The organism is Mediterraneibacter gnavus ATCC 29149, assembly GCF_008121495.1.
GTDB classification, from domain to species: Bacteria; Bacillota; Clostridia; order Lachnospirales; family Lachnospiraceae; genus Mediterraneibacter; species Mediterraneibacter gnavus.
This window is the reverse complement of sequence record NZ_CP043051.1, coordinates 1-17,840: the sequence shown is the minus strand read 5'-3', so window position 1 is coordinate 17,840 and position 17,840 is coordinate 1. Positions and strand designations below refer to the sequence as shown.

13 protein-coding genes, 1 pseudogene, 1 riboswitch and 1 other annotated feature are annotated in these 17,840 nt (G+C 43.9%); of the genes and pseudogenes, 10 read left to right on the top strand and 4 right to left on the bottom strand.

Annotated elements, in window-relative coordinates:
• Positions 1-22: 22 nt before the first annotated feature.
• Together aroA and FXV78_RS00065 are read right to left on the bottom strand one after the other, a co-directional pair.
• Complete coding sequence (gene aroA / locus FXV78_RS00070; RefSeq protein WP_024854430.1) at positions 23-1,315, bottom strand: 3-phosphoshikimate 1-carboxyvinyltransferase; 1,293 nt, start codon at positions 1,313-1,315, stop codon at positions 23-25.
• Between the two features lie 18 nt (positions 1,316-1,333).
• Complete coding sequence (locus tag FXV78_RS00065; RefSeq protein WP_004844275.1) at positions 1,334-2,440, bottom strand: prephenate dehydrogenase; 1,107 nt, start codon at positions 2,438-2,440, stop codon at positions 1,334-1,336.
• A 231-nt stretch (positions 2,441-2,671) separates the two neighbouring features.
• On the opposite strand from FXV78_RS00065, the gene FXV78_RS00060 reads away from it, so the two are divergent.
• The 4 genes from FXV78_RS00060 to FXV78_RS00045 all read left to right on the top strand — a co-directional run bounded on the left by FXV78_RS00060 (position 2,672) and on the right by FXV78_RS00045 (position 9,586).
• Positions 2,672-4,750: an elongation factor G gene (locus FXV78_RS00060; protein ID WP_004844273.1), complete on the top strand. Its 2,079-nt coding sequence runs from the start codon at positions 2,672-2,674 to the stop codon at positions 4,748-4,750.
• 209 nt (positions 4,751-4,959) lie between these two features.
• The gene (gene trkA / locus FXV78_RS00055; protein WP_004844272.1) at positions 4,960-6,321 is read left to right on the top strand and encodes a Trk system potassium transporter TrkA; all 1,362 of its coding nucleotides are present in this window, start codon (positions 4,960-4,962) and stop codon (positions 6,319-6,321) included.
• Positions 6,322-6,325: 4 nt separating this feature from the next.
• On the top strand, positions 6,326-7,771 hold the full coding sequence (locus FXV78_RS00050; RefSeq protein ID WP_009244414.1) for a TrkH family potassium uptake protein: 1,446 nt from the start codon (positions 6,326-6,328) through the stop codon (positions 7,769-7,771).
• A 138-nt stretch (positions 7,772-7,909) separates the two neighbouring features.
• Complete coding sequence (locus FXV78_RS00045) at positions 7,910-9,586, top strand: hypothetical protein (protein ID WP_004844269.1); 1,677 nt, start codon at positions 7,910-7,912, stop codon at positions 9,584-9,586.
• Positions 9,587-9,662: 76 nt separating this feature from the next.
• Here FXV78_RS00045 and FXV78_RS00040 read toward each other — a convergent pair whose 3' ends face one another.
• Positions 9,663-10,085: an AAA family ATPase gene (locus FXV78_RS00040; protein WP_009244413.1), complete on the bottom strand. Its 423-nt coding sequence runs from the start codon at positions 10,083-10,085 to the stop codon at positions 9,663-9,665.
• Between the two features lie 227 nt (positions 10,086-10,312).
• Here FXV78_RS00040 and FXV78_RS00035 point away from each other — a divergent pair, with 227 nt between their 5' ends.
• From FXV78_RS00035 to FXV78_RS00010, 6 genes are all read left to right on the top strand, one after another.
• Entirely contained in the window at positions 10,313-10,900 is a 588-nt protein-coding gene (locus FXV78_RS00035) for a DUF3793 family protein (RefSeq protein WP_004844267.1), read from the top strand.
• A gap of 16 nt (positions 10,901-10,916) precedes the next feature.
• Positions 10,917-11,351 carry a flavodoxin gene (locus FXV78_RS00030; protein ID WP_004844266.1) on the top strand — a complete coding sequence of 145 codons (435 nt, stop codon included), beginning with the start codon at positions 10,917-10,919 and terminating at the stop codon, positions 11,349-11,351.
• A gap of 95 nt (positions 11,352-11,446) precedes the next feature.
• The gene (locus FXV78_RS00025; RefSeq protein ID WP_004844265.1) at positions 11,447-12,229 is read left to right on the top strand and encodes a ZIP family metal transporter; all 783 of its coding nucleotides are present in this window, start codon (positions 11,447-11,449) and stop codon (positions 12,227-12,229) included.
• 138 nt (positions 12,230-12,367) lie between these two features.
• A riboswitch (glycine riboswitch) is annotated at positions 12,368-12,482 on the top strand.
• A 2-nt stretch (positions 12,483-12,484) separates the two neighbouring features.
• Positions 12,485-13,900 carry an alanine/glycine:cation symporter family protein gene (locus FXV78_RS00020; protein ID WP_004844264.1) on the top strand — a complete coding sequence of 472 codons (1,416 nt, stop codon included), beginning with the start codon at positions 12,485-12,487 and terminating at the stop codon, positions 13,898-13,900.
• A gap of 63 nt (positions 13,901-13,963) precedes the next feature.
• Positions 13,964-14,197 (top strand) — a binding site (T-box leader).
• A 45-nt stretch (positions 14,198-14,242) separates the two neighbouring features.
• Positions 14,243-16,675, top strand: a complete 2,433-nt coding sequence (gene leuS, locus FXV78_RS00015; protein ID WP_004844262.1) for a leucine--tRNA ligase — start codon at positions 14,243-14,245, stop codon at positions 16,673-16,675.
• Between the two features lie 151 nt (positions 16,676-16,826).
• Positions 16,827-17,012, top strand: coding sequence for a hypothetical protein (locus tag FXV78_RS00010; RefSeq protein ID WP_004844261.1), 186 nt, complete (start codon positions 16,827-16,829; stop codon positions 17,010-17,012).
• 366 nt (positions 17,013-17,378) lie between these two features.
• On the opposite strand, the pseudogene FXV78_RS18745 reads toward FXV78_RS00010, so the two are convergent.
• Positions 17,379-17,840 (bottom strand): annotated as a pseudogene (locus tag FXV78_RS18745) (VaFE repeat-containing surface-anchored protein); the annotation flags it as partial.

Here is a 17,840-nt window from a genome sequence, read left to right as displayed (position 1 = left end):
GGATGAAGTGCCCTCGTCTTTCTTATAAAAGATGTTCAAATGCATCATAAAATCCCGGATAGGAAACGTCAATACAGTGGCTGTCCAGAATTTTCGTGCGTCCGTCAGCTACAAGAGCTGCGATACTGAATGCCATGGCGATCCGGTGATCGAGCAGTGTGTGGATGGTAGCGCCTTTTAAAGGCTCCCCTCCTTTGATCACCATTCCATCTTCTGTCGGGAGAACGCTGCATCCCATGGCGATCAGATTGTCAGTGATCGTCTCGATCCGGTCCGTCTCTTTGACACGAAGTTCCTGCGCATCGCGGATGATGGTCGTACCTTCAGCGCAGGCTGCCATAACGGCAATGATCGGAATCTCATCGATCAGTGTGGGAATGATATCACCGTGAATCGAAATTCCATGAAGCTGGCTGCTGCGAACCAGAATATCGGCCATTTTTTCCCCGGCTTCTGTACGTTCATTTAACAGTGTGATATTACCGCCCATATCTTCGCATACTTTCAAAAGACCTGCACGAGTCGGGTTGATTCCTACATTTTTGACCAGAATCTCGGAATCCGGAACTAAAAGTCCTGCTGCGATAAAGTAGGCAGCGGAAGAAATATCTCCGGGAACAGTGATCTTCTGTCCATGTAATTCCTGACATGGCTGGATCACGGACGTTGCCTCAGAACCAGCCAGCTGATGAACGGTCCGGATATCCGCACCGAATTCTTTGAGCATCAACTCTGTGTGATTGCGGGACAGGATAGGTTCTGTCACGGAAGTTTCCCCCTCTGCGTAAAGTCCTGCAAGAAGAATACAGGATTTTACCTGAGCAGAAGCAACCGGTGACGTGTAGTGGATTCCGTGCAATTTCCCCGGTTCAATGACCAGCGGTGCGCATCCATTGCCGTGCAGGCTGGAAATATGAGCGCCCATCTGTGTCAGTGGTTCGATGATCCGTTTCATGGGACGTGAGTTGAGTGACTCGTCTCCGGAAAGGGAAGTGGAAAATGGCTGTCCTGCAAGAATACCGGAGAGCAGGCGGGTAGTTGTTCCGCTGTTTTTTACCTGTAATGTTTCCGAAGGCGCAGTCAGTCCGTGCAGTCCCTTGCCGTGTACCAGAATCCGGTTTTGGTGTTCCTCTATTTTAATCCCCATTTTCCGGAAGCAGTCAATGGTGGCAAGACAGTCTGCACCATTTAGGAAGTTGTGGATCTCTGTCATTCCGTTGGCGAGAGATGCGAACATCACACTGCGGTGAGAAATGGATTTGTCTCCCGGAATGGAAACTTCTCCTTTTAATCCTGTAATGCTTGTCAATTCCATAATCATATATTCCTTTCTTTAAACTTCATATACAATATACCGGTATTTCTGCAGAAGTGCGGCGGCTTTTACAGAGGCGTCCTCTTCGTAAAATTCGATGCGCAGTACCCCTTCTTCAAATTCCCGGTTATGAATGATTCCAATATTTTTAATGCTGATGTGATTGCTCGCCAGAATCGTGGCAATGGTCGCGATTCCTCCAGCTTCATCGATAATGTCACAGTACAGGGCAAAAATCTTTTTGATCGGTCCTGCAGAGTGATCCGGCATGGAATTCCGGTAGTCTCTGGATGACTCGAAGAATGAAAATAATTCCCGTTCATTGCCGGCATCAATGGAAATTTTTGCGCGGTTCAGTTCTTCGATATAAGCGTCCAGGATCCGGGAGATATTATCTTTATTTTTCAGGCAGATCTGCTGCCACATGATCGGAGAAGAAGATGCAATCCTTGTAATATCTTTAAAACCGCCCGCAGCCAGAAGCTTCATCAGTTCCTCTTTCGTATCCGTACTTTTTACGAAGTTGACCAGGCAGGAGGCAATGATGTGCGGCAGATGACTGATAGTTCCGGTGACCGTATCATGCAGCCGGTAGTCAAGCACGATCGGTAGCGCCTTCAGAGACTGTACAAAGCAGCGGTAATCTTCCAGCTTCTCAGAAGAGACTTTGTCAGACGGCGTCAGGATGTAGTATGCATTTTCAATCAGATGAGCCTTGGAATTGGCAAATCCGCTTTTTTCGGAACCTGCCATAGGATGTCCTCCGATGAAATTTGCATCCAGACCAAGCCGGGTAATCTCCTCATGGATCGCAGTCTTTACACTGCCGACATCTGTCAGGATGCAATCCGGATGGATCAAATCCTTTAACTGAGATAAATACGCATTATTGTAAGAAATCGGCGCACAGAGAAAAAGATAGGAACAGTGAGAGAACTGTTCGTCAATGGCAGTACAGGAGATGTCGATCGTTCCGTCCTGCATGGCCAGTGCAAGTGTTTCTCTGCTTTTATCAAAAGCCAGGATCTGATAGTCCGGATAATACTGGCGGATTGCCTTGGCGATAGAACCGCCGATTAGTCCCAGCCCGATAAATCCGATGGTAGTGCTTGTTTTTGTCTGCATAGTTTGATGTCCTTTCTAAATAAACTGGCTGATGGGAAGCTGCGATCCCAAGAAGCACATATAGAATATTTTAGCATTTTAACTCGTAAAAGTAAATTAGAAACAAGTTGTTAAAAATAAATAAAATAGTTGTAATTTATATAAAATTTTAGTACAATATACACATAGCACGTGAGTCGGCAGAACAGCTGCCGGAACATGAAGAGAATAACAACATAAGGAGGCAGCACTATGAAGGTTTACAGAACGGATGAGATTAGAAACGTAGTATTGCTTGGCCACGGTGGCAGCGGCAAAACAAGTCTTGCAGAGGCGATGCTTTATGTATCAGGAGCAGTCAGTCGTATGGGAAAGATTTCCGAGTCCAATACGACCAGTGATTTTGATAAAGAAGAGCAGAAGCGCGGATTCTCGATCAGCACGAGCCTGATCCCGATCGAGTGGGAAAAGGCAAAGATCAATATTCTGGATACACCGGGATATTTTGATTTTGTCGGCGAAGTAGAAGAAGCAGTGAGTGCAGCAGATGCGGCAGTTATCGTGGTTTCCGGAAAAGCCGGTGTACAGGTTGGTACAGAAAAAGCGTGGGAGCTTTGTGACAAGTACAACCTGCCGCGTATGGTCTATGTGACAGAGATGGATATGGACGACGCAAGTTTCCGCCAGGTTGTGGAAGATCTGACTGTCAGATATGGTAAGAAAATCGCGCCGCATTTCCAGCCGATCCGTGAGAACGAAAAGCTGGTCGGATATATCAACATTATTAAAAATGCCGGCAGACGTTATACAGGAATCGGACAGAGAGAAGAGTGCGAGATTCCGGATTATTGTCTTCCGAACCTGAAGATTTTGAGAGATTCTCTGATGGAGGCAGTTGCGGAGACGAGCGAAGAATTTATGGATCGTTACTTTGAGGGAGACGAATTTTCAATTGAAGAGATCCGTGCAGCCATGCGTACGGAAGTGATGGATGGGGACATCGTTCCGGTTGCCATGGGATCCAATGTACAGGCACAGGGTGTTGCCAATCTGCTTTCTGATATCGTGCGTTTCTTCCCGAGTCCGGATAAGAGAAGCTGTGCGGGTATCCACAGGACAAAGAGTGAGATCTACGAGGCTGATTATGATTTTTCAAAGGCCAAATCTGCCTATGTATTCAAGACAATGGTAGATCCGTTTATCGGAAAGTATTCATTTGTAAAGGTATGCTCCGGTGTACTCAAAGGGGATGACGTACTTTACAATGCAGATGCGGATGCCGAGGAAAAACCGGGCAAGCTTTATACGATGTGCGGAAACAAACCGACAGAAGTTTCCGAACTGTTTGCAGGAGATATCGGAGCAATCGCAAAGCTTGGAAGTACAAAGACAGGAGATACTCTTTCGACAAAGAATACGCCGATTACATATTCCAGAACAGATTATTCGGTTCCATATACCTATATGAGATACAAGACTCTGACAAAAGGGGATGAAGACAAGGTATCTCAGGCACTGCAGAAGATGATGGCAGAGGATGTGACACTCAGAGCAGTCAATGACAGTGAGAACAGACAGTCTCTTCTTTACGGTATGGGAGATCAGCACCTGGAAATCGCAGCCAGCAAACTGGCAGCCAGATATAAAGTAGAAATTAAACTGGAGACACCGAAAGTGGCGTTCCGTGAGACAATCCGTAAGAAATCGGATGTGGACACAAAATACAAAAAACAGTCCGGCGGACATGGTCAGTACGGACATGTAAAGATGCGGTTTGAACCATCCGGTGATCTGGAGACTCCTTATGTATTTGAAGAAGAAGTGGTAGGCGGCGCTGTTCCGAAGAACTACTTCCCGGCTGTAGAAAAAGGACTTCAGGACTCTGTGGTAAAAGGTCCCCTCGCAGGATATCCGGTAGTCGGAGTCAAAGCAGTTCTTTACGACGGATCTTACCATCCGGTAGATTCTTCGGAGATGGCATTCAAGACAGCTACGATCCAGGCATTTAAGAAAGGTTTTATGGAAGCGGGACCGGTTCTTCTGGAGCCTATCGCATCCTTGAAAGTGACAGTGCCGGATGACTATACAGGAGATGTTATGGGTGATCTGAATAAGAGAAGAGGACGTGTCCTTGGCATGACACCTGTAAGCGGCGGCAAACAGATCATAGAAGCAGACATTCCGATGACAGGACTGTTTGGATACTGTACAGTGCTTCGTTCCATGACAGGAGGAAGAGGTACTTATGAGTATCAGTTTGCAAGATATGAGCAGGCACCTTCGGATGTACAGGAGAAGGAAATCGCAGCAAGAGCAGCGGAAGAAAAATAGAATAGAGAATTAGAAAAAGACCTTTTCTGCAAAAATCAATGATTTTGTTGTAGGAAAGGTCTTTTTTGGTGGAGAAAACAGAAAAAAATTATGCAAAACGTGGAAAAAATATAAAAATAGTATTAAAATTGTGTGTAAGGTATTAAGGTGGTATAATAGAACACGTTTTGAAAAGAAGAATGTGAAAACAGAGAGGACTTAGGGGACCAATGAAAATTGTAATCATAGGCGATGGCAAGGTTGGTTATAAACTGGCAAAACAGCTGTCATCGGAAAAGTACGATATTATATTGATCGATAATAATGAAGAAAAACTGCGAAAATCCATTGAAAGAATGGATGTTTTTTGTGTTGCGGGAGAAGGCGGCAGTGTGGAGGTTCAGCAGAGGGCGGATGTACCGCATGCGGATCTGGTGATTGCCTGCACTTCTACGGACGAGTGCAATATGCTCAGCTGCCTGATCGCAAGAAGGCTGGGTGCACGGCATACGATTGCCCGGGTAAGAAATCCGATCTACTATAAACAGATTGATTTTCTGAAAAAGGATCTCCATTTGAGTATGGTAGTAAATCCGGAACTGATCGTTGCGGGGGATATTACCCGTCTGCTGTTGTTTCCAGATGCAAGTAAGGTAGAGACTTTCGTAAAAGGAAGGGTGGAACTGGTTGAATTTCCGATTCACTGCGGAAAGCTGGAAGGATTGTCTTTGTCTGAATTATATGCACGTTTTCAGGTTCAGGTGCTGGTATGTGCAGTCGAATCCGGAGAAACGGTTTTAATCCCGGATGGAGATTATATTTTAAAAGCAGGAGACAAGTTGCATATTGCGGCTTCTCATCAGAATATGGAGCAGTTCTTCAAGAAGATTGCCCTGCGAAAAGAGAAGATTAAAAATGCAATGATCTGCGGTGGGGGGAGAGTGGCCTACTATCTGGCAAGCCAGTTGTGTAATCTGGGGATGAATGTCAAGATCATCGAAAGAAACAGAGAGCGCTGTGAAGAGCTCTGTGAACTTCTTCCACAAGCAACCATCATCAATGGCGATGCGACGGAGCATGATCTGCTGATAGAAGAGGGGATTGAAAAAACAGATGCTTTTATTGCACTGACAGGAATGGATGAAGAGAACATCATCATGTCTTTGTTTGCTTCTAAGCAGAGTGTATCCAAGGTGATCGTAAAGATCAATGAGGACCGCAGAGCCATGATGATCGATGAACTTGGACTCGACAGTATTGTATCTGCTAAAACAGCGACTGCTGATGCCATTCTTGGTTATGTGCGGGCGAGAAGAAATTCTCAGTGCAGTGCAAATGTGGAGACCATGTACCAGCTACTGGATGGAAGAGTGGAGGCGCTGGAATTTATTATCAAATCGGAGAATGCGTATACGGGAGTACCTCTTAAAGATCTGAATCTGAAAGCGAACAATATCATTGCCTGCATTGCACGGGGAAGAAAAATCATTATTCCAAACGGGGATGACAGTATTCAGGTAGGTGACAGTGTAGTTATTATCACCATGACAAAACAGATCCGAGATCTGGACGATATTTTGGTGAAGAGGTAATGAGATGAATAATAGAATGATTGTTTATATGATAGGCAGAATGCTGGGAGTGGAAGGACTTCTGCTTCTGGTGCCGGCGCTTGTTTCTTTTTTGTATGGAGAGCAAAGCGGAATTGCATTTTTATTAACAGCGGCCATTCTGCTCATTATTTTTCTGCTGGCGGGCAGAAAAAAACCGAAGGATACGAGTATTTATGGAAAAGAAGGGCTTGCACTGGTCGGGATTGCCTGGATTTTGTGGTCACTGTTCGGTGCACTGCCGTTTTTTATCTCCGGTTCGATTCCAGATTATCTGGATGCCTTTTTTGAGACAGTCTCCGGATTTACAACAACAGGTTCTACAATTCTGACGGATATCGAGGCGCTTCCGCAGGGAATGTTGTTTTGGAGAGCGCTGACACACTGGATCGGCGGAATGGGAGTTTTGGTATTTGTTATGGTACTTTTGAGTCTGGATGATGACGGATCCATGTATCTGATGCGCGCGGAAGTACCGGGACCGGAAGCAGACAAGCTTGTTCCGAAGGCACGCAGTACGGCGAGAATTCTGTATCTGATGTATCTGATTCTGACAATGGCAGAGGTGATTTTCCTTTTATTTGGCGGAATGAACCTTTATGACGCACTGATTCATTCATTCAGTACTGCGGGAACCGGTGGGTTTTCCAACAGAAATGCAAGTGTGAGCTATTATGACAGTGCGTATATTGACGGGGTTATCACCGTATTTATGATTTTGTTTGGGATCAATTTTAATATTTATTTTGCAATTTACATAAAAAACTGGAAGAGTGCATTAAAAAATGAAGAAGCACGCACCTATCTTGGTGTGATTGCTGCGGCAATATTGATGATCACAGTCAACATTTATCATATATACGGCAATGTGGCAAGTGCGTTCCGGTATTCAAGTTTTCAGGTGGCAGCGGTGATCACGACAACGGGATTCTACACTGCGGACTTTAATTTATGGCCGGAATTTTCTAAAACCATTTTGCTGGTCACCATGATCATCGGAGCTTGTGCCGGATCGACAGGTGGAGGAATGAAGGTGTCGAGAATTCTGATCCTCTGCAAGAGCGTAAAGCAGGAAATCAAGCGGATTCTGCATCCTAAAGCAGTGACGGTGGTGACTGTGAACGGTCAGAAGGTAGGCAGAGAGACCCTTCATGGAGTATATGTATACAGTATTTGTTATGCGCTTATCCTGGTATCTTCTGTTTTGATCGTGTCCATCGATAATTATGATTTTGCGACTTCTGTCAGTGCGGTTCTGACGACCTTAAATAATGTCGGTCCCGGAATTTCACAGGTGGGACCGGTTGAGAATTTCTTTGAGTTCTCCTGGCTGTCAAAACTGGTATTCTGTGCGGATATGCTGCTGGGACGGCTGGAAATCTTCCCTTGTCTTGTCCTGCTTGCACCGGAGCTCTGGAAACGGAAATTTTAAGACAAAATGTTGGAAAAATCATAGGTAAATATTAAAAAGATATAAAAATTGCAAGAAGAATTGTGAATTATCTTTGAAGATGTTATAATTGTCCCACTACTTTAAAAGTAGAAATTATTTTTAGGAAAGGGAATTAGCATGAAAAAAGGTAAAATGAAACTTCTTGCAGTGTTGGCATTGGTTATTCTTGCCGGTATTTACTATTATGTCGCATTGCCGGCACTCAATATTCATTCTACGGAGTTCTGGATATTTCTGATCGTGGTGATCGTGGCAGCAGCATTTTTCTATGCGAAAAGAAAGCGGTTCGACAGATATGCGCTGAAAGAATCCAAGGGGATGAAAGTGATCCTGGGGATTCTTGGCGCAGTTGTAATCGTGTATGCAGCAGGTACACTGTTGTCTTCTCCGATCGTCAACGCGAAAAAATATCAGAAGCTGATGAAAGTAGAGGATGGAGAATTTACAAAAGATATCGAGGAACTCTCATTTGATCAGATTCCGCTGCTTGACAGAGATTCTGCGACGATCCTGGGAAACAGAAAGATGGGAAGTATGGTGGATATGGTCTCTCAGTTTGAGGTAGATGACTGGTACAGCCAGATCAACTACCAGGATCAGCCCGTGAGAGTATCTCCCCTGCGTTATGCCAGCCTGATCAAATGGTTCACGAATCAGAGTGAGGGAATTCCGGCATATATCAAGATCGATATGGCGACACAGAATACCGAACTGGTGAAGTTGGATGAAGGGATGAAGTATACGACCAGTGATCATTTCAATCGCAATATTTACCGTCATCTCCGGTTCAAATATCCGACTTATATCTTCAATGACTTAAGTTTTGAGATCGATGACAACGGAGTTCCATACTGGATCAGCCCGGTGAAGAAATTCAATATCGGTCTGTTTGGAGGTACCACAGTTGGAAGAGTGGTTTTATGTAATGCCATTACAGGTGAGACGAAAGATTATAAGATCGAAGATGCACCGGAGTGGATCGACCGGGCGTACTCCGCAGATATGCTGATACAGCTGTATGATTATTATGGTACGTTGAAGCATGGATTTTTAAACAGTGTGCTGGGACAGAAGGATTGTCTGCATACGACGACAGGATACAACTATCTTGCGCTGGATGATGATGTATGGGTATATACAGGTGTGACTTCGATCACAGGAGACCAGTCCAATGTAGGATTTGTTCTGATGAATCAGCGTACGATGGAGACGAAGTTCTATGAAGTGGAAGGCGCGACAGAAGAGTCTGCCATGTCTTCAGCAGAAGGTCAGGTGCAGAACTTAAAATACAAAGCGGCATTCCCGTTGCTTTTGAATATTTCAGGGGAGCCGACCTATTTTATGGCGCTGAAAGATGATGCCGGACTGGTGAAAAAGTATGCCATGGTCAATGTGCAGAAATATCAGGTTGTAGCCATTGGAAATACGGTCAGTGAGTGTGAAGAAAACTACAATGATCTGATGTATGAGAGTGGCATCAAGAAGCAGGCGGAAGATACGAGAGAAGTAAAGACGCTGGCTTCCAAGATCACAAAGATCGCACAGGGCGTTGTAGACGGAGATTCTCACTTTTATATCATGTTGGAAGGCTCTGATGATATTTTTGATGTTTCAGTCGTTGATTTTATCGATATTATCAAATACAATGTCGGTGATACTGTGACGGTAGAATACAAAGAAGGTGAGCGGGCAAATTCTGTACTTTCTTTGAACGGAGAAGAGCCGGATCAAAAAGCAAAAGAGACAAAAAAATCAGAAGCGGAAAGCGAAGAGCAGGCATTATCAGAAGAATAATAAAAACAGATATACCATAATGTATAAAAAAGCGGTACTCAGTAAAAAATACTGAATATCGCTTTTTTCATACCCATTAGTTCAAAACGTTATAATTGTCGGAATCTATATCGGGAATGGATTCTTTCTCAGCCCCCACACTGATAAAGAAATCAAGAGTATTTTCTGCAGAAATTTTACTCAGACTGGTCATAAATGCAGAAATGTTGTTTAAAGAAATATCCGCCTGTTTTAATACGCTGTCAATAAAGATGGTATCAATATCATGATTACCTGCTACCATACCGTAGAGAAAACCGATAAATTCATCCATTGTCAGAATATCAGGATAGTCTTCCATGCAGATTGCACGTACACCGAAGTCTAAAGTAGTAGTGTTGCGATGACTTTTTTTGATAAATACGACGTTTCCGTTAGATGTTTTGACCTTTTCATTAGCAAGCTCAATCATCTGCTGTGTTTTTCCGGTTCCTTTCGGTCCTGTAATTAAATTTACCATGGCAAATCTCTCCTTTTTGTATGTATTTTGAGACTTCTTTCTGCTCAAATAACTTAAATTTATTATACACCAAACAAGGTTCTTAAACAATAAAAAAATAATAAAAATGCAGATAAATATTCAGAAAAATATAATGAGAAAACTTCTCAATAACAAATGTTGAAATTGAGAGTAGGACATGGTAATATCAAACTAATTGAGAATCATAATCATTTAAGGAGGCTCATATGTCATCGGAAACATTGTCTTATTTTTTCAAAAATGAAGATATAAAACTAAAAGCCAGGTTTCAGGTTGCGCTGCAGTGCGCCCCCTTTTTAAAGGGGATCAAGATATCCAGCGTGATCACAATGGAACAGAAAATGTGTGAGGAGCTGCAGGAGATTTTTGAAGAGACAGAGGTAGAATATCGAATTCTGTCCTGCAGGGACAGCAGATGTCTTGTTTTCTTTTTCAGACGGAGTGAGTTGGAGTATCATCTGATGCTGCCTGACAATCAGCGGCTGCTTGAGGCATATGGGTATCATATGCGGAATCTGGATGAGATGCTCAAAAGACTGGCTCAAAGAGTGAGGCAGATAAGCAGCAGAAAACTGGGATTTCCCCATGAAATCGGAGTGTTTTTAGGGTATCCGAAGGAAGATGTGGAAGGATTTATTCACAATGAAGGAAGAAAGTATCTTATGATCGGATATTGGAAAGTATATAGTAATCCGTCCAGGGCAAAAATGATTTTCAAGTCTTATGATCAGGCCAAAGAAGGAGTGGTCAGAGAATTTTTAGCCGGAAAAAGTATCCGGGAAATCGCACAATAATGAAGGAGGAATTCACATGAATGCAGCAGTAGTATATTGGAGTGGAACAGGAAATACAGAGGCAATGGCACAGGCGGTCGCAGAAGGGATTCAGGCAGCAGGAGGAACCGCGGAGGTATGTGAGGTTGGACAGACAGATGCGGATACGATTTCAAAATTTGATAAAATTGCGCTCGGCTGCCCGTCTATGGGAGCAGAGCAGTTGGAAGACAGCGAAATGGAGCCGTTCGTGGAAGAACTGGAGCCGATGATCTCCGGTAAGCAGCTACTTTTGTTTGGGTCTTACGGCTGGGGTGACGGAGAGTGGATGCGTGACTGGTGCCAGAGAATGGAAGAGGCGGGAGCACATCTGATCTGTGAAGAAGGTGTGATCGCAAACGAGACGCCGGATGATGCTGCGTTGGAGGAATGCCGGGCAGCCGGAAAGGAACTGATCACGGCATCGGTATAAGGATTCTTTTTCCATGTGCATTTAAACGGAACCAAAGTTTTCTCCTGAGCATAGGATAACATATCGAAAAAAAGAATTACGAAAGGGAGAAACATATGAATTTGGATGTAATACTTGGAATTTTACTGCCGTTTGCAGGAACAACTCTTGGCGCAGCAATGGTATTCTTCATGAGAAAAGAGATGAATGAAAAGCTGCAGAAAGGTCTGCTTGGATTTGCTTCGGGTGTCATGATCGCAGCATCTGTCTGGTCGCTTTTAATCCCGGCCATCGAGATGGCAGAGGAAGGCGGACAGATTGCATGGATTCCTGCAGCGGCAGGGTTTCTGCTTGGGATTGGCTTTCTGCTTTTGCTGGACACGGTGACACCTCACCAGCACTTTCAGGAATCGGAGCCGGAAGGGATTCAGGCATCACTTCGAAAAACAACAATGTTGATGCTCGCAGTGACGCTGCACAATATTCCGGAAGGAATGGCAGTGGGTGTGACCTTTGCCGGAGTTCTTTCGGATAATGTACTGATAACAATGACAGGGGCATTTGTATTGTCTGCCGGAATCGCCATTCAGAATTTTCCGGAGGGAGCGATTATTTCCATGCCGTTAAGGGCGCAGGGAATTACAAAACTGAGGGCGTTTGTGTATGGAACACTGTCAGGGATTGTAGAGCCGATCGCCGCATTTCTGACAATCTGGCTGACGGGGCTTGTAGTTCCGCTTCTGCCATATTTTCTCTCTTTTGCGGCAGGCGCTATGATTTATGTTGTAGTGGAAGAGTTGATTCCGGAGGCACAAAACGGAAAACATACCAATGTAGGAACAATCGGTGTTGCAGCAGGGTTCACACTGATGATGATTCTGGATGTGGCGCTGGGATAGAAAAAAGCAGAGGGAGCGATGTCTGTATTCCCTCTGCATTTTACTTATAAACATTGATTAGTTTTTCTAAAATGGAAAATCAGAAAATGGCTTGCATTCTTTTCAAAACCATGCTATTCTTTACTTTAGTGTTGTAAAACACTAAACTCAGGAGAGTCTCTGAAAAAAGAGCGCCGAAGGTGTAATCAGCAGACGCATGATCTGGATGCGGTTTTGCTGAGAATCTCTCAGGCAAAAGGATGGAGGAAAGAAAGTATGTTAGCACAAATCTACAATCAAATCGACACAGCGATCAAATGGGTGGATGACCGGATATGGGGACTGCCGCTCATTATTCTGATCCTGACAACAGGTATCTATTTAACCGTTCGCCTTGGCGGACTTCAGATTCGGCATCTGCCGAAAGCACTCAGATTCATGGTAAAAAATGAAGAAGAAGGACATGGGGAAGTGACCAGCTTTGGAGCACTTTGTACGGCGCTTTCTGCAACGATCGGAACCGGAAATATTACCGGAGTAGCGACTGCGATTGCGGCAGGCGGACCGGGCGCACTGTTCTGGATGGTGGTGGCAGCATTTTTCGGAATGGCAACGAAGTATGCAGAAGGGCTTCTTGCAATCAAATACCGGACAATCGACAAAGAAGGGCATGTTCTTGGCGGACCGTTCTATTATATTGAAAACGGAATGGGAAAAAACTGGCGCTGGCTGGCAAAAATATTTGCATTTTTCGGAGCCGGAGTCGGGTTGTTTGGAATCGGTACGTTTACCCAGGTAAACAGTATTGCATCTGCAGTGAAGAATTTCTTTGATCCGAATACAGAGAATGCCGTGCAGATGTTTGGAAATACATATTCATGGGCAACTGTGATTACTTGTATTATTCTGACAGTCTGTGTCGGTCTGGTCGTGATCGGAGGACTGAAACGAATTGCAAAAGTATCCGAAATTGTAGTTCCGTTTATGGCGGTATTGTACGTGGTGTTTGTTCTGATCATTATGATCACACATATTACAGAAATCCCGGCAGCGATCGTAACGATTGTGAAATCTGCATTTACCGGAAGTGCACTGGCAGGCGGCGCGATGGGAACCATGGTCGTGGCCATGCAGAAAGGAATCGCAAGGGGAATCTTTTCCAATGAGGCGGGTCTTGGTAGTGCGCCGATCGCGGCAGCGGCTGCAGTAACAAAAGAACCTGTGCGTCAGGGACTGGTGTCTATGACAGGTACATTTATTGATACAATCATAATTTGCACAATGACCGGAATTTCCGTGGTCTTAGCAGGAACATGGAATGATCCGAATCTGGAAGGTGTGGAGATCACGATGGCAGCATTTCAGAAGGGGCTGCCGTTTGCGCCGGCAGTTGCATCCTTTATTCTGATGCTTTGTCTGGTATTCTTTGCATTTACTACGATTCTCGGCTGGAATTACTATGGAGAACGGTGTATGGAATATCTGTTCAACCGGAATAAAAAAGTAGTGATGACTTATCGCTGGCTGTATATTCTGGCTGTATTTATCGGACCATATATGACGGTTGCGGCAGTGTGGAACATCGCAGATATCTTCAATGCGCTGATGGCGCTTCCGAACCTGATCGCACTGCTTGTGCTCAGCAATGTGGTGGTCAAAGAAACGAAAGATTATTTTGCGAGGATGAAATAGAGAGAAATCAGCAGAATCCACTTGACTTATTTTATGATTCTTCTTATAATAAGGAAACATATGAAAGAAATGTTGATGAGGAATAGTAAGAGTCTGAGGTTTTTCAGAGACCTGCCGGATGGTGCGAGGCAGGAAACAGCGTTCTCCCAACTCCCCTCGGAGTTCTTTTTCTGAACACCCAGGATGGAAAAGTAGGAAAAAGCGGGCCTTCCCGTTACAGAAGTAATGAGTGCATCTGTATGTTTGCAGATGAAGAAGAGTGGTACCACGGAAGATAAAAGCCTTTTCGTCTCTTAATTGAGATGAAAAGGCTTTTTTAGAAATCAAAGGAGGATATGCGAAATGGGTGCAAAAATTGTTTACAACCACAAAGCAATCGAGAAAAAATGGCATGATAAATGGCAGGAAAATCCGGTAAATCCAAGATTCAGGGACAACGGAGAGAAAAAAGAAAAATATTATTGTCTGGATATGTTCCCGTATCCGTCAGGAAACGGTCTGCATGTCGGGCACTGGAGAGGATATGTGATCTCTGATGTCTGGAGCCGTTACAAATTACAGCAGGGATATTATATTGTACATCCGATGGGATGGGATGCATTCGGTCTTCCGGCTGAGAACTATGCGATCAAGATGGGAGTTCATCCTGCAAAATCCACAGCAGAGAACGTAGCAAACATCAAACGTCAGATCAATGAGATCGCAGCATTGTATGACTGGGATATGGAAGTTAACACAACAGATCCGAATTTCTACAAATGGACACAGTGGATCTTTGTGAAAATGTTCAAAGAAGGTCTTGCATATGAGAAAGAGTTCCCGATCAACTGGTGCCCATCCTGCAAAACAGGTCTGGCAAACGAAGAGGTTGTGAATGGAAAATGTGAGCGTTGCGGAACAGATGTTACAAAGAAAAATCTGCGTCAGTGGATGCTGCGTATCACAAAATATGCAGACCGTCTTTTGAACGATCTCGACAAACTGGACTGGCCGGAAAAAGTAAAGAAAATGCAGGCTGACTGGATCGGAAAATCTTACGGTGCAGAAGTAGATTTCCAGGTGGATGGAAGAGACGACAAGATCACCGTTTATACAACACGTCCGGATACCTTACACGGTGCAACATTCATGGTACTTGCGCCGGAACATGCACTTGCAAAAGAACTTGCGACAGACGAGACAAGAGAAGCGGTGGAGCAGTATATTTATGATGCTTCCATGAAGTCCAACGTAGACCGTATGCAGGATAAGGAAAAGACAGGTGTGTTTACGGGAAGTTATGCGATCAATCCGATCAACGGTGCAAAAGTACCGATTTGGCTGTCTGATTATGTACTGGCAGATTATGGTACAGGAGCAATTATGTGTGTACCTGCACATGATGACCGTGACTTTGCATTTGCAAAAAAATTCGAGATCCCGATCATTCAGGTCATTGCAAAAGACGGACAGGAAATCGAAAATATGGAAGAGGCATACACAGATGCTGTTGGAACTATGATCAATTCCGGAGAGTGGAACGGAATGGAATCAGCCGTTCTCAAGAAAGAAGCTCCACATATCATTGAAGAGCGTGGAATTGGAAAAGCAACTGTAAACTATAAGCTGCGTGATTGGGTATTCTCCCGTCAGCGTTATTGGGGAGAGCCGATTCCGATTGTACACTGTCCGGAATGTGGAGCAGTGCCGGTACCGGAAGAAGAGCTGCCGCTGCGTCTGCCGGATGTAGATTCTTATGAACCGACAGGAACTGGAGAGTCACCGCTTGCCGGAATCGAAGAGTGGGTAAACTGCAAGTGTCCGGTTTGTGGAAAAGACGCAAAACGTGAGACAAATACCATGCCTCAGTGGGCTGGTTCTTCCTGGTACTTCCTGCGTTATGTGGACAGTCACAATGACAAAGAACTGGTTTCCAGAGAAAAAGCGGACGAGATGCTTCCGGTAGATATGTATATCGGTGGTGTAGAGCATGCGGTACTGCATCTTCTGTACTCTCGTTTCTATACAAAATTCCTGCATGACATCGGAGTTGTAGACTTTGATGAACCATTCCACAAGCTGTTCAACCAGGGAATGATCACAGGAAAGAACGGAATCAAGATGAGTAAGTCCAAAGGAAATGTCGTATCTCCGGATGATCTGGTACGCGACTACGGATGTGACTCTTTGAGAATGTATGAATTGTTCGTGGGACCGCCGGAGTTGGATGCAGAGTGGGATGACCGTGGAATCGACGGTGTCAACCGCTTCCTGAAACGTCTGTGGAATCTGCTGATGGACAGCAAAGAAAATGAAGTACAGGCAACAAAAGAGATGATCAAACAGCGTCACAGAATGGTAGCAGATATCACCATGCGTCTGGAGAGCTTCAGTCTGAATACCGTTATCTCCGGATTTATGGAGTACAACAACAAGTTTATCGAGATCGCAAAGAAAGAAGGCGGAATCGATAAAGAAACGCTGGAGACGATCGCAGTCCTGCTTTCTCCATTTGCACCTCATTTTGCAGAGGAGATATGGGAGCAGCTCGGACATACAGAGACAATCTTCAAAGCAGGCTGGCCGACATACGATGAGGCACAGATGAAAGACGATGAGATCGAAGTTCCGGTACAGATTAACGGAAAGACAAAAGCCGTGATCAGTATCGCAGCAGATATCTCCAAAGAAGAAGCGATTGCAGCAGGAAAAGAAGCGATTGCAGATAAACTGACAGGAAATGTGATTAAGGAAATTTATGTTCCGAAGAAGATTATTAATATTGTAATGAAATAAACAATGTGAATAGAAAAGACAGAACTCCATGTGCTTGGTAAGCTGAGGAGGGCTGTCTTTTTTGTTGGCGAAAAACTGGATAGTATATAGTTGACATTTTTTGATGCATATGATATTTTGTTAAGTATATTAACAAAAAAGAGGTGGTAAAATGAACTACGAAAAAATTTTATGCGAATTTCAAAACTTCATAAAAGCATATCTTAGTTTAGAACACAAACAACATAGAATTCTTGACTTGAATTTATCAGAGGTACATTTATTGAAAGTAGCTGAACAGAATCCAAATTACACGCTTATTGAATATGCTGAAAGTGTCCCTATTGTAAAGTGGTAAACAAGGTGCTTGTCGCTGGCTCTGATACGGTGTCCTTTGTTCAAAATCTTACGCATAAATCGTTCACTCCTTTCTGGGTATGAAAAAAGCAGTCAATCCTAAGACTAACTGCTTTATATGTATAGATATGAATTTTTGAAAAACTTATAAACTTTTTAAAATTGTAGCTAAATTTTCTTTATGCCATGAAGCACCCACCATTGTTTTGTTCACTTTAAAAGCCAATGTTCCTTTTGATGTACTAATTTCTAATTCATAAGACATTAACTTTTTGTTGAATTTAACACTTGTTACTTCTTCCTTTGGAACGAAAAGAAATGCTTCATCTTCTAATTTGCCCGTCACATTATTTAAACCGATAATAGCAATACCACTAGCGTCAAAGGTAAAGGCAACTTCCACTTTCATAGTTTCGCTGTCAGCAGTAAAAGTATAATCACTTTCCACACGCTTTCCATTGATAAGAAGCTCGGCATTTTCTTCTTTCAACATCTGCCAGCCCACAAGTTTGTACTGTGTACCGATTTCTAAGCCCTCTAAGGTTACAGTATCAATGATTGTAACGTCTTTTCCTGCTTCAAGCTCTTTGTTGCTGTTCTTATCGGTAGCAGTCGTATGAATTTTGATGATACGCTCTGTGATAAGTACCGTCTGTCCGTCGTCCTCAATGTCCTTGTGTTCCGCAACTTTTACGGGTTCGTCTGGATTGCTTAAATCATACAATTCTTCAAAGGTAACAAGGTTTTTGCCACCTAAAGCAGACGCATTGAATGTATAGGAAATTTCCACTTTCATTTCTTCATCATCAGCGACAAAGGTATAATCGTT

What these genes read in the sequence shown, in the direction of transcription:
- aroA (WP_024854430.1), bottom strand. Translation starts at nt 1,315, where the DNA reads ATGGAATTGACAAGCATTACAGGATTAAAAGGAGAAGTTTCCATTCCG.
- FXV78_RS00065 (WP_004844275.1), bottom strand. Translation starts at nt 2,440, where the DNA reads ATGCAGACAAAAACAAGCACTACCATCGGATTTATCGGGCTGGGACTA.
- FXV78_RS00060 (WP_004844273.1), top strand. Translation starts at nt 2,672, where the DNA reads ATGAAGGTTTACAGAACGGATGAGATTAGAAACGTAGTATTGCTTGGC.
- trkA (WP_004844272.1), top strand. Translation starts at nt 4,960, where the DNA reads ATGAAAATTGTAATCATAGGCGATGGCAAGGTTGGTTATAAACTGGCA.
- FXV78_RS00050 (WP_009244414.1), top strand. Translation starts at nt 6,326, where the DNA reads ATGAATAATAGAATGATTGTTTATATGATAGGCAGAATGCTGGGAGTG.
- FXV78_RS00045 (WP_004844269.1), top strand. Translation starts at nt 7,910, where the DNA reads ATGAAAAAAGGTAAAATGAAACTTCTTGCAGTGTTGGCATTGGTTATT.
- FXV78_RS00040 (WP_009244413.1), bottom strand. Translation starts at nt 10,085, where the DNA reads ATGGTAAATTTAATTACAGGACCGAAAGGAACCGGAAAAACACAGCAG.
- FXV78_RS00035 (WP_004844267.1), top strand. Translation starts at nt 10,313, where the DNA reads ATGTCATCGGAAACATTGTCTTATTTTTTCAAAAATGAAGATATAAAA.
- FXV78_RS00030 (WP_004844266.1), top strand. Translation starts at nt 10,917, where the DNA reads ATGAATGCAGCAGTAGTATATTGGAGTGGAACAGGAAATACAGAGGCA.
- FXV78_RS00025 (WP_004844265.1), top strand. Translation starts at nt 11,447, where the DNA reads ATGAATTTGGATGTAATACTTGGAATTTTACTGCCGTTTGCAGGAACA.
- FXV78_RS00020 (WP_004844264.1), top strand. Translation starts at nt 12,485, where the DNA reads ATGTTAGCACAAATCTACAATCAAATCGACACAGCGATCAAATGGGTG.
- leuS (WP_004844262.1), top strand. Translation starts at nt 14,243, where the DNA reads ATGGGTGCAAAAATTGTTTACAACCACAAAGCAATCGAGAAAAAATGG.
- FXV78_RS00010 (WP_004844261.1), top strand. Translation starts at nt 16,827, where the DNA reads ATGAACTACGAAAAAATTTTATGCGAATTTCAAAACTTCATAAAAGCA.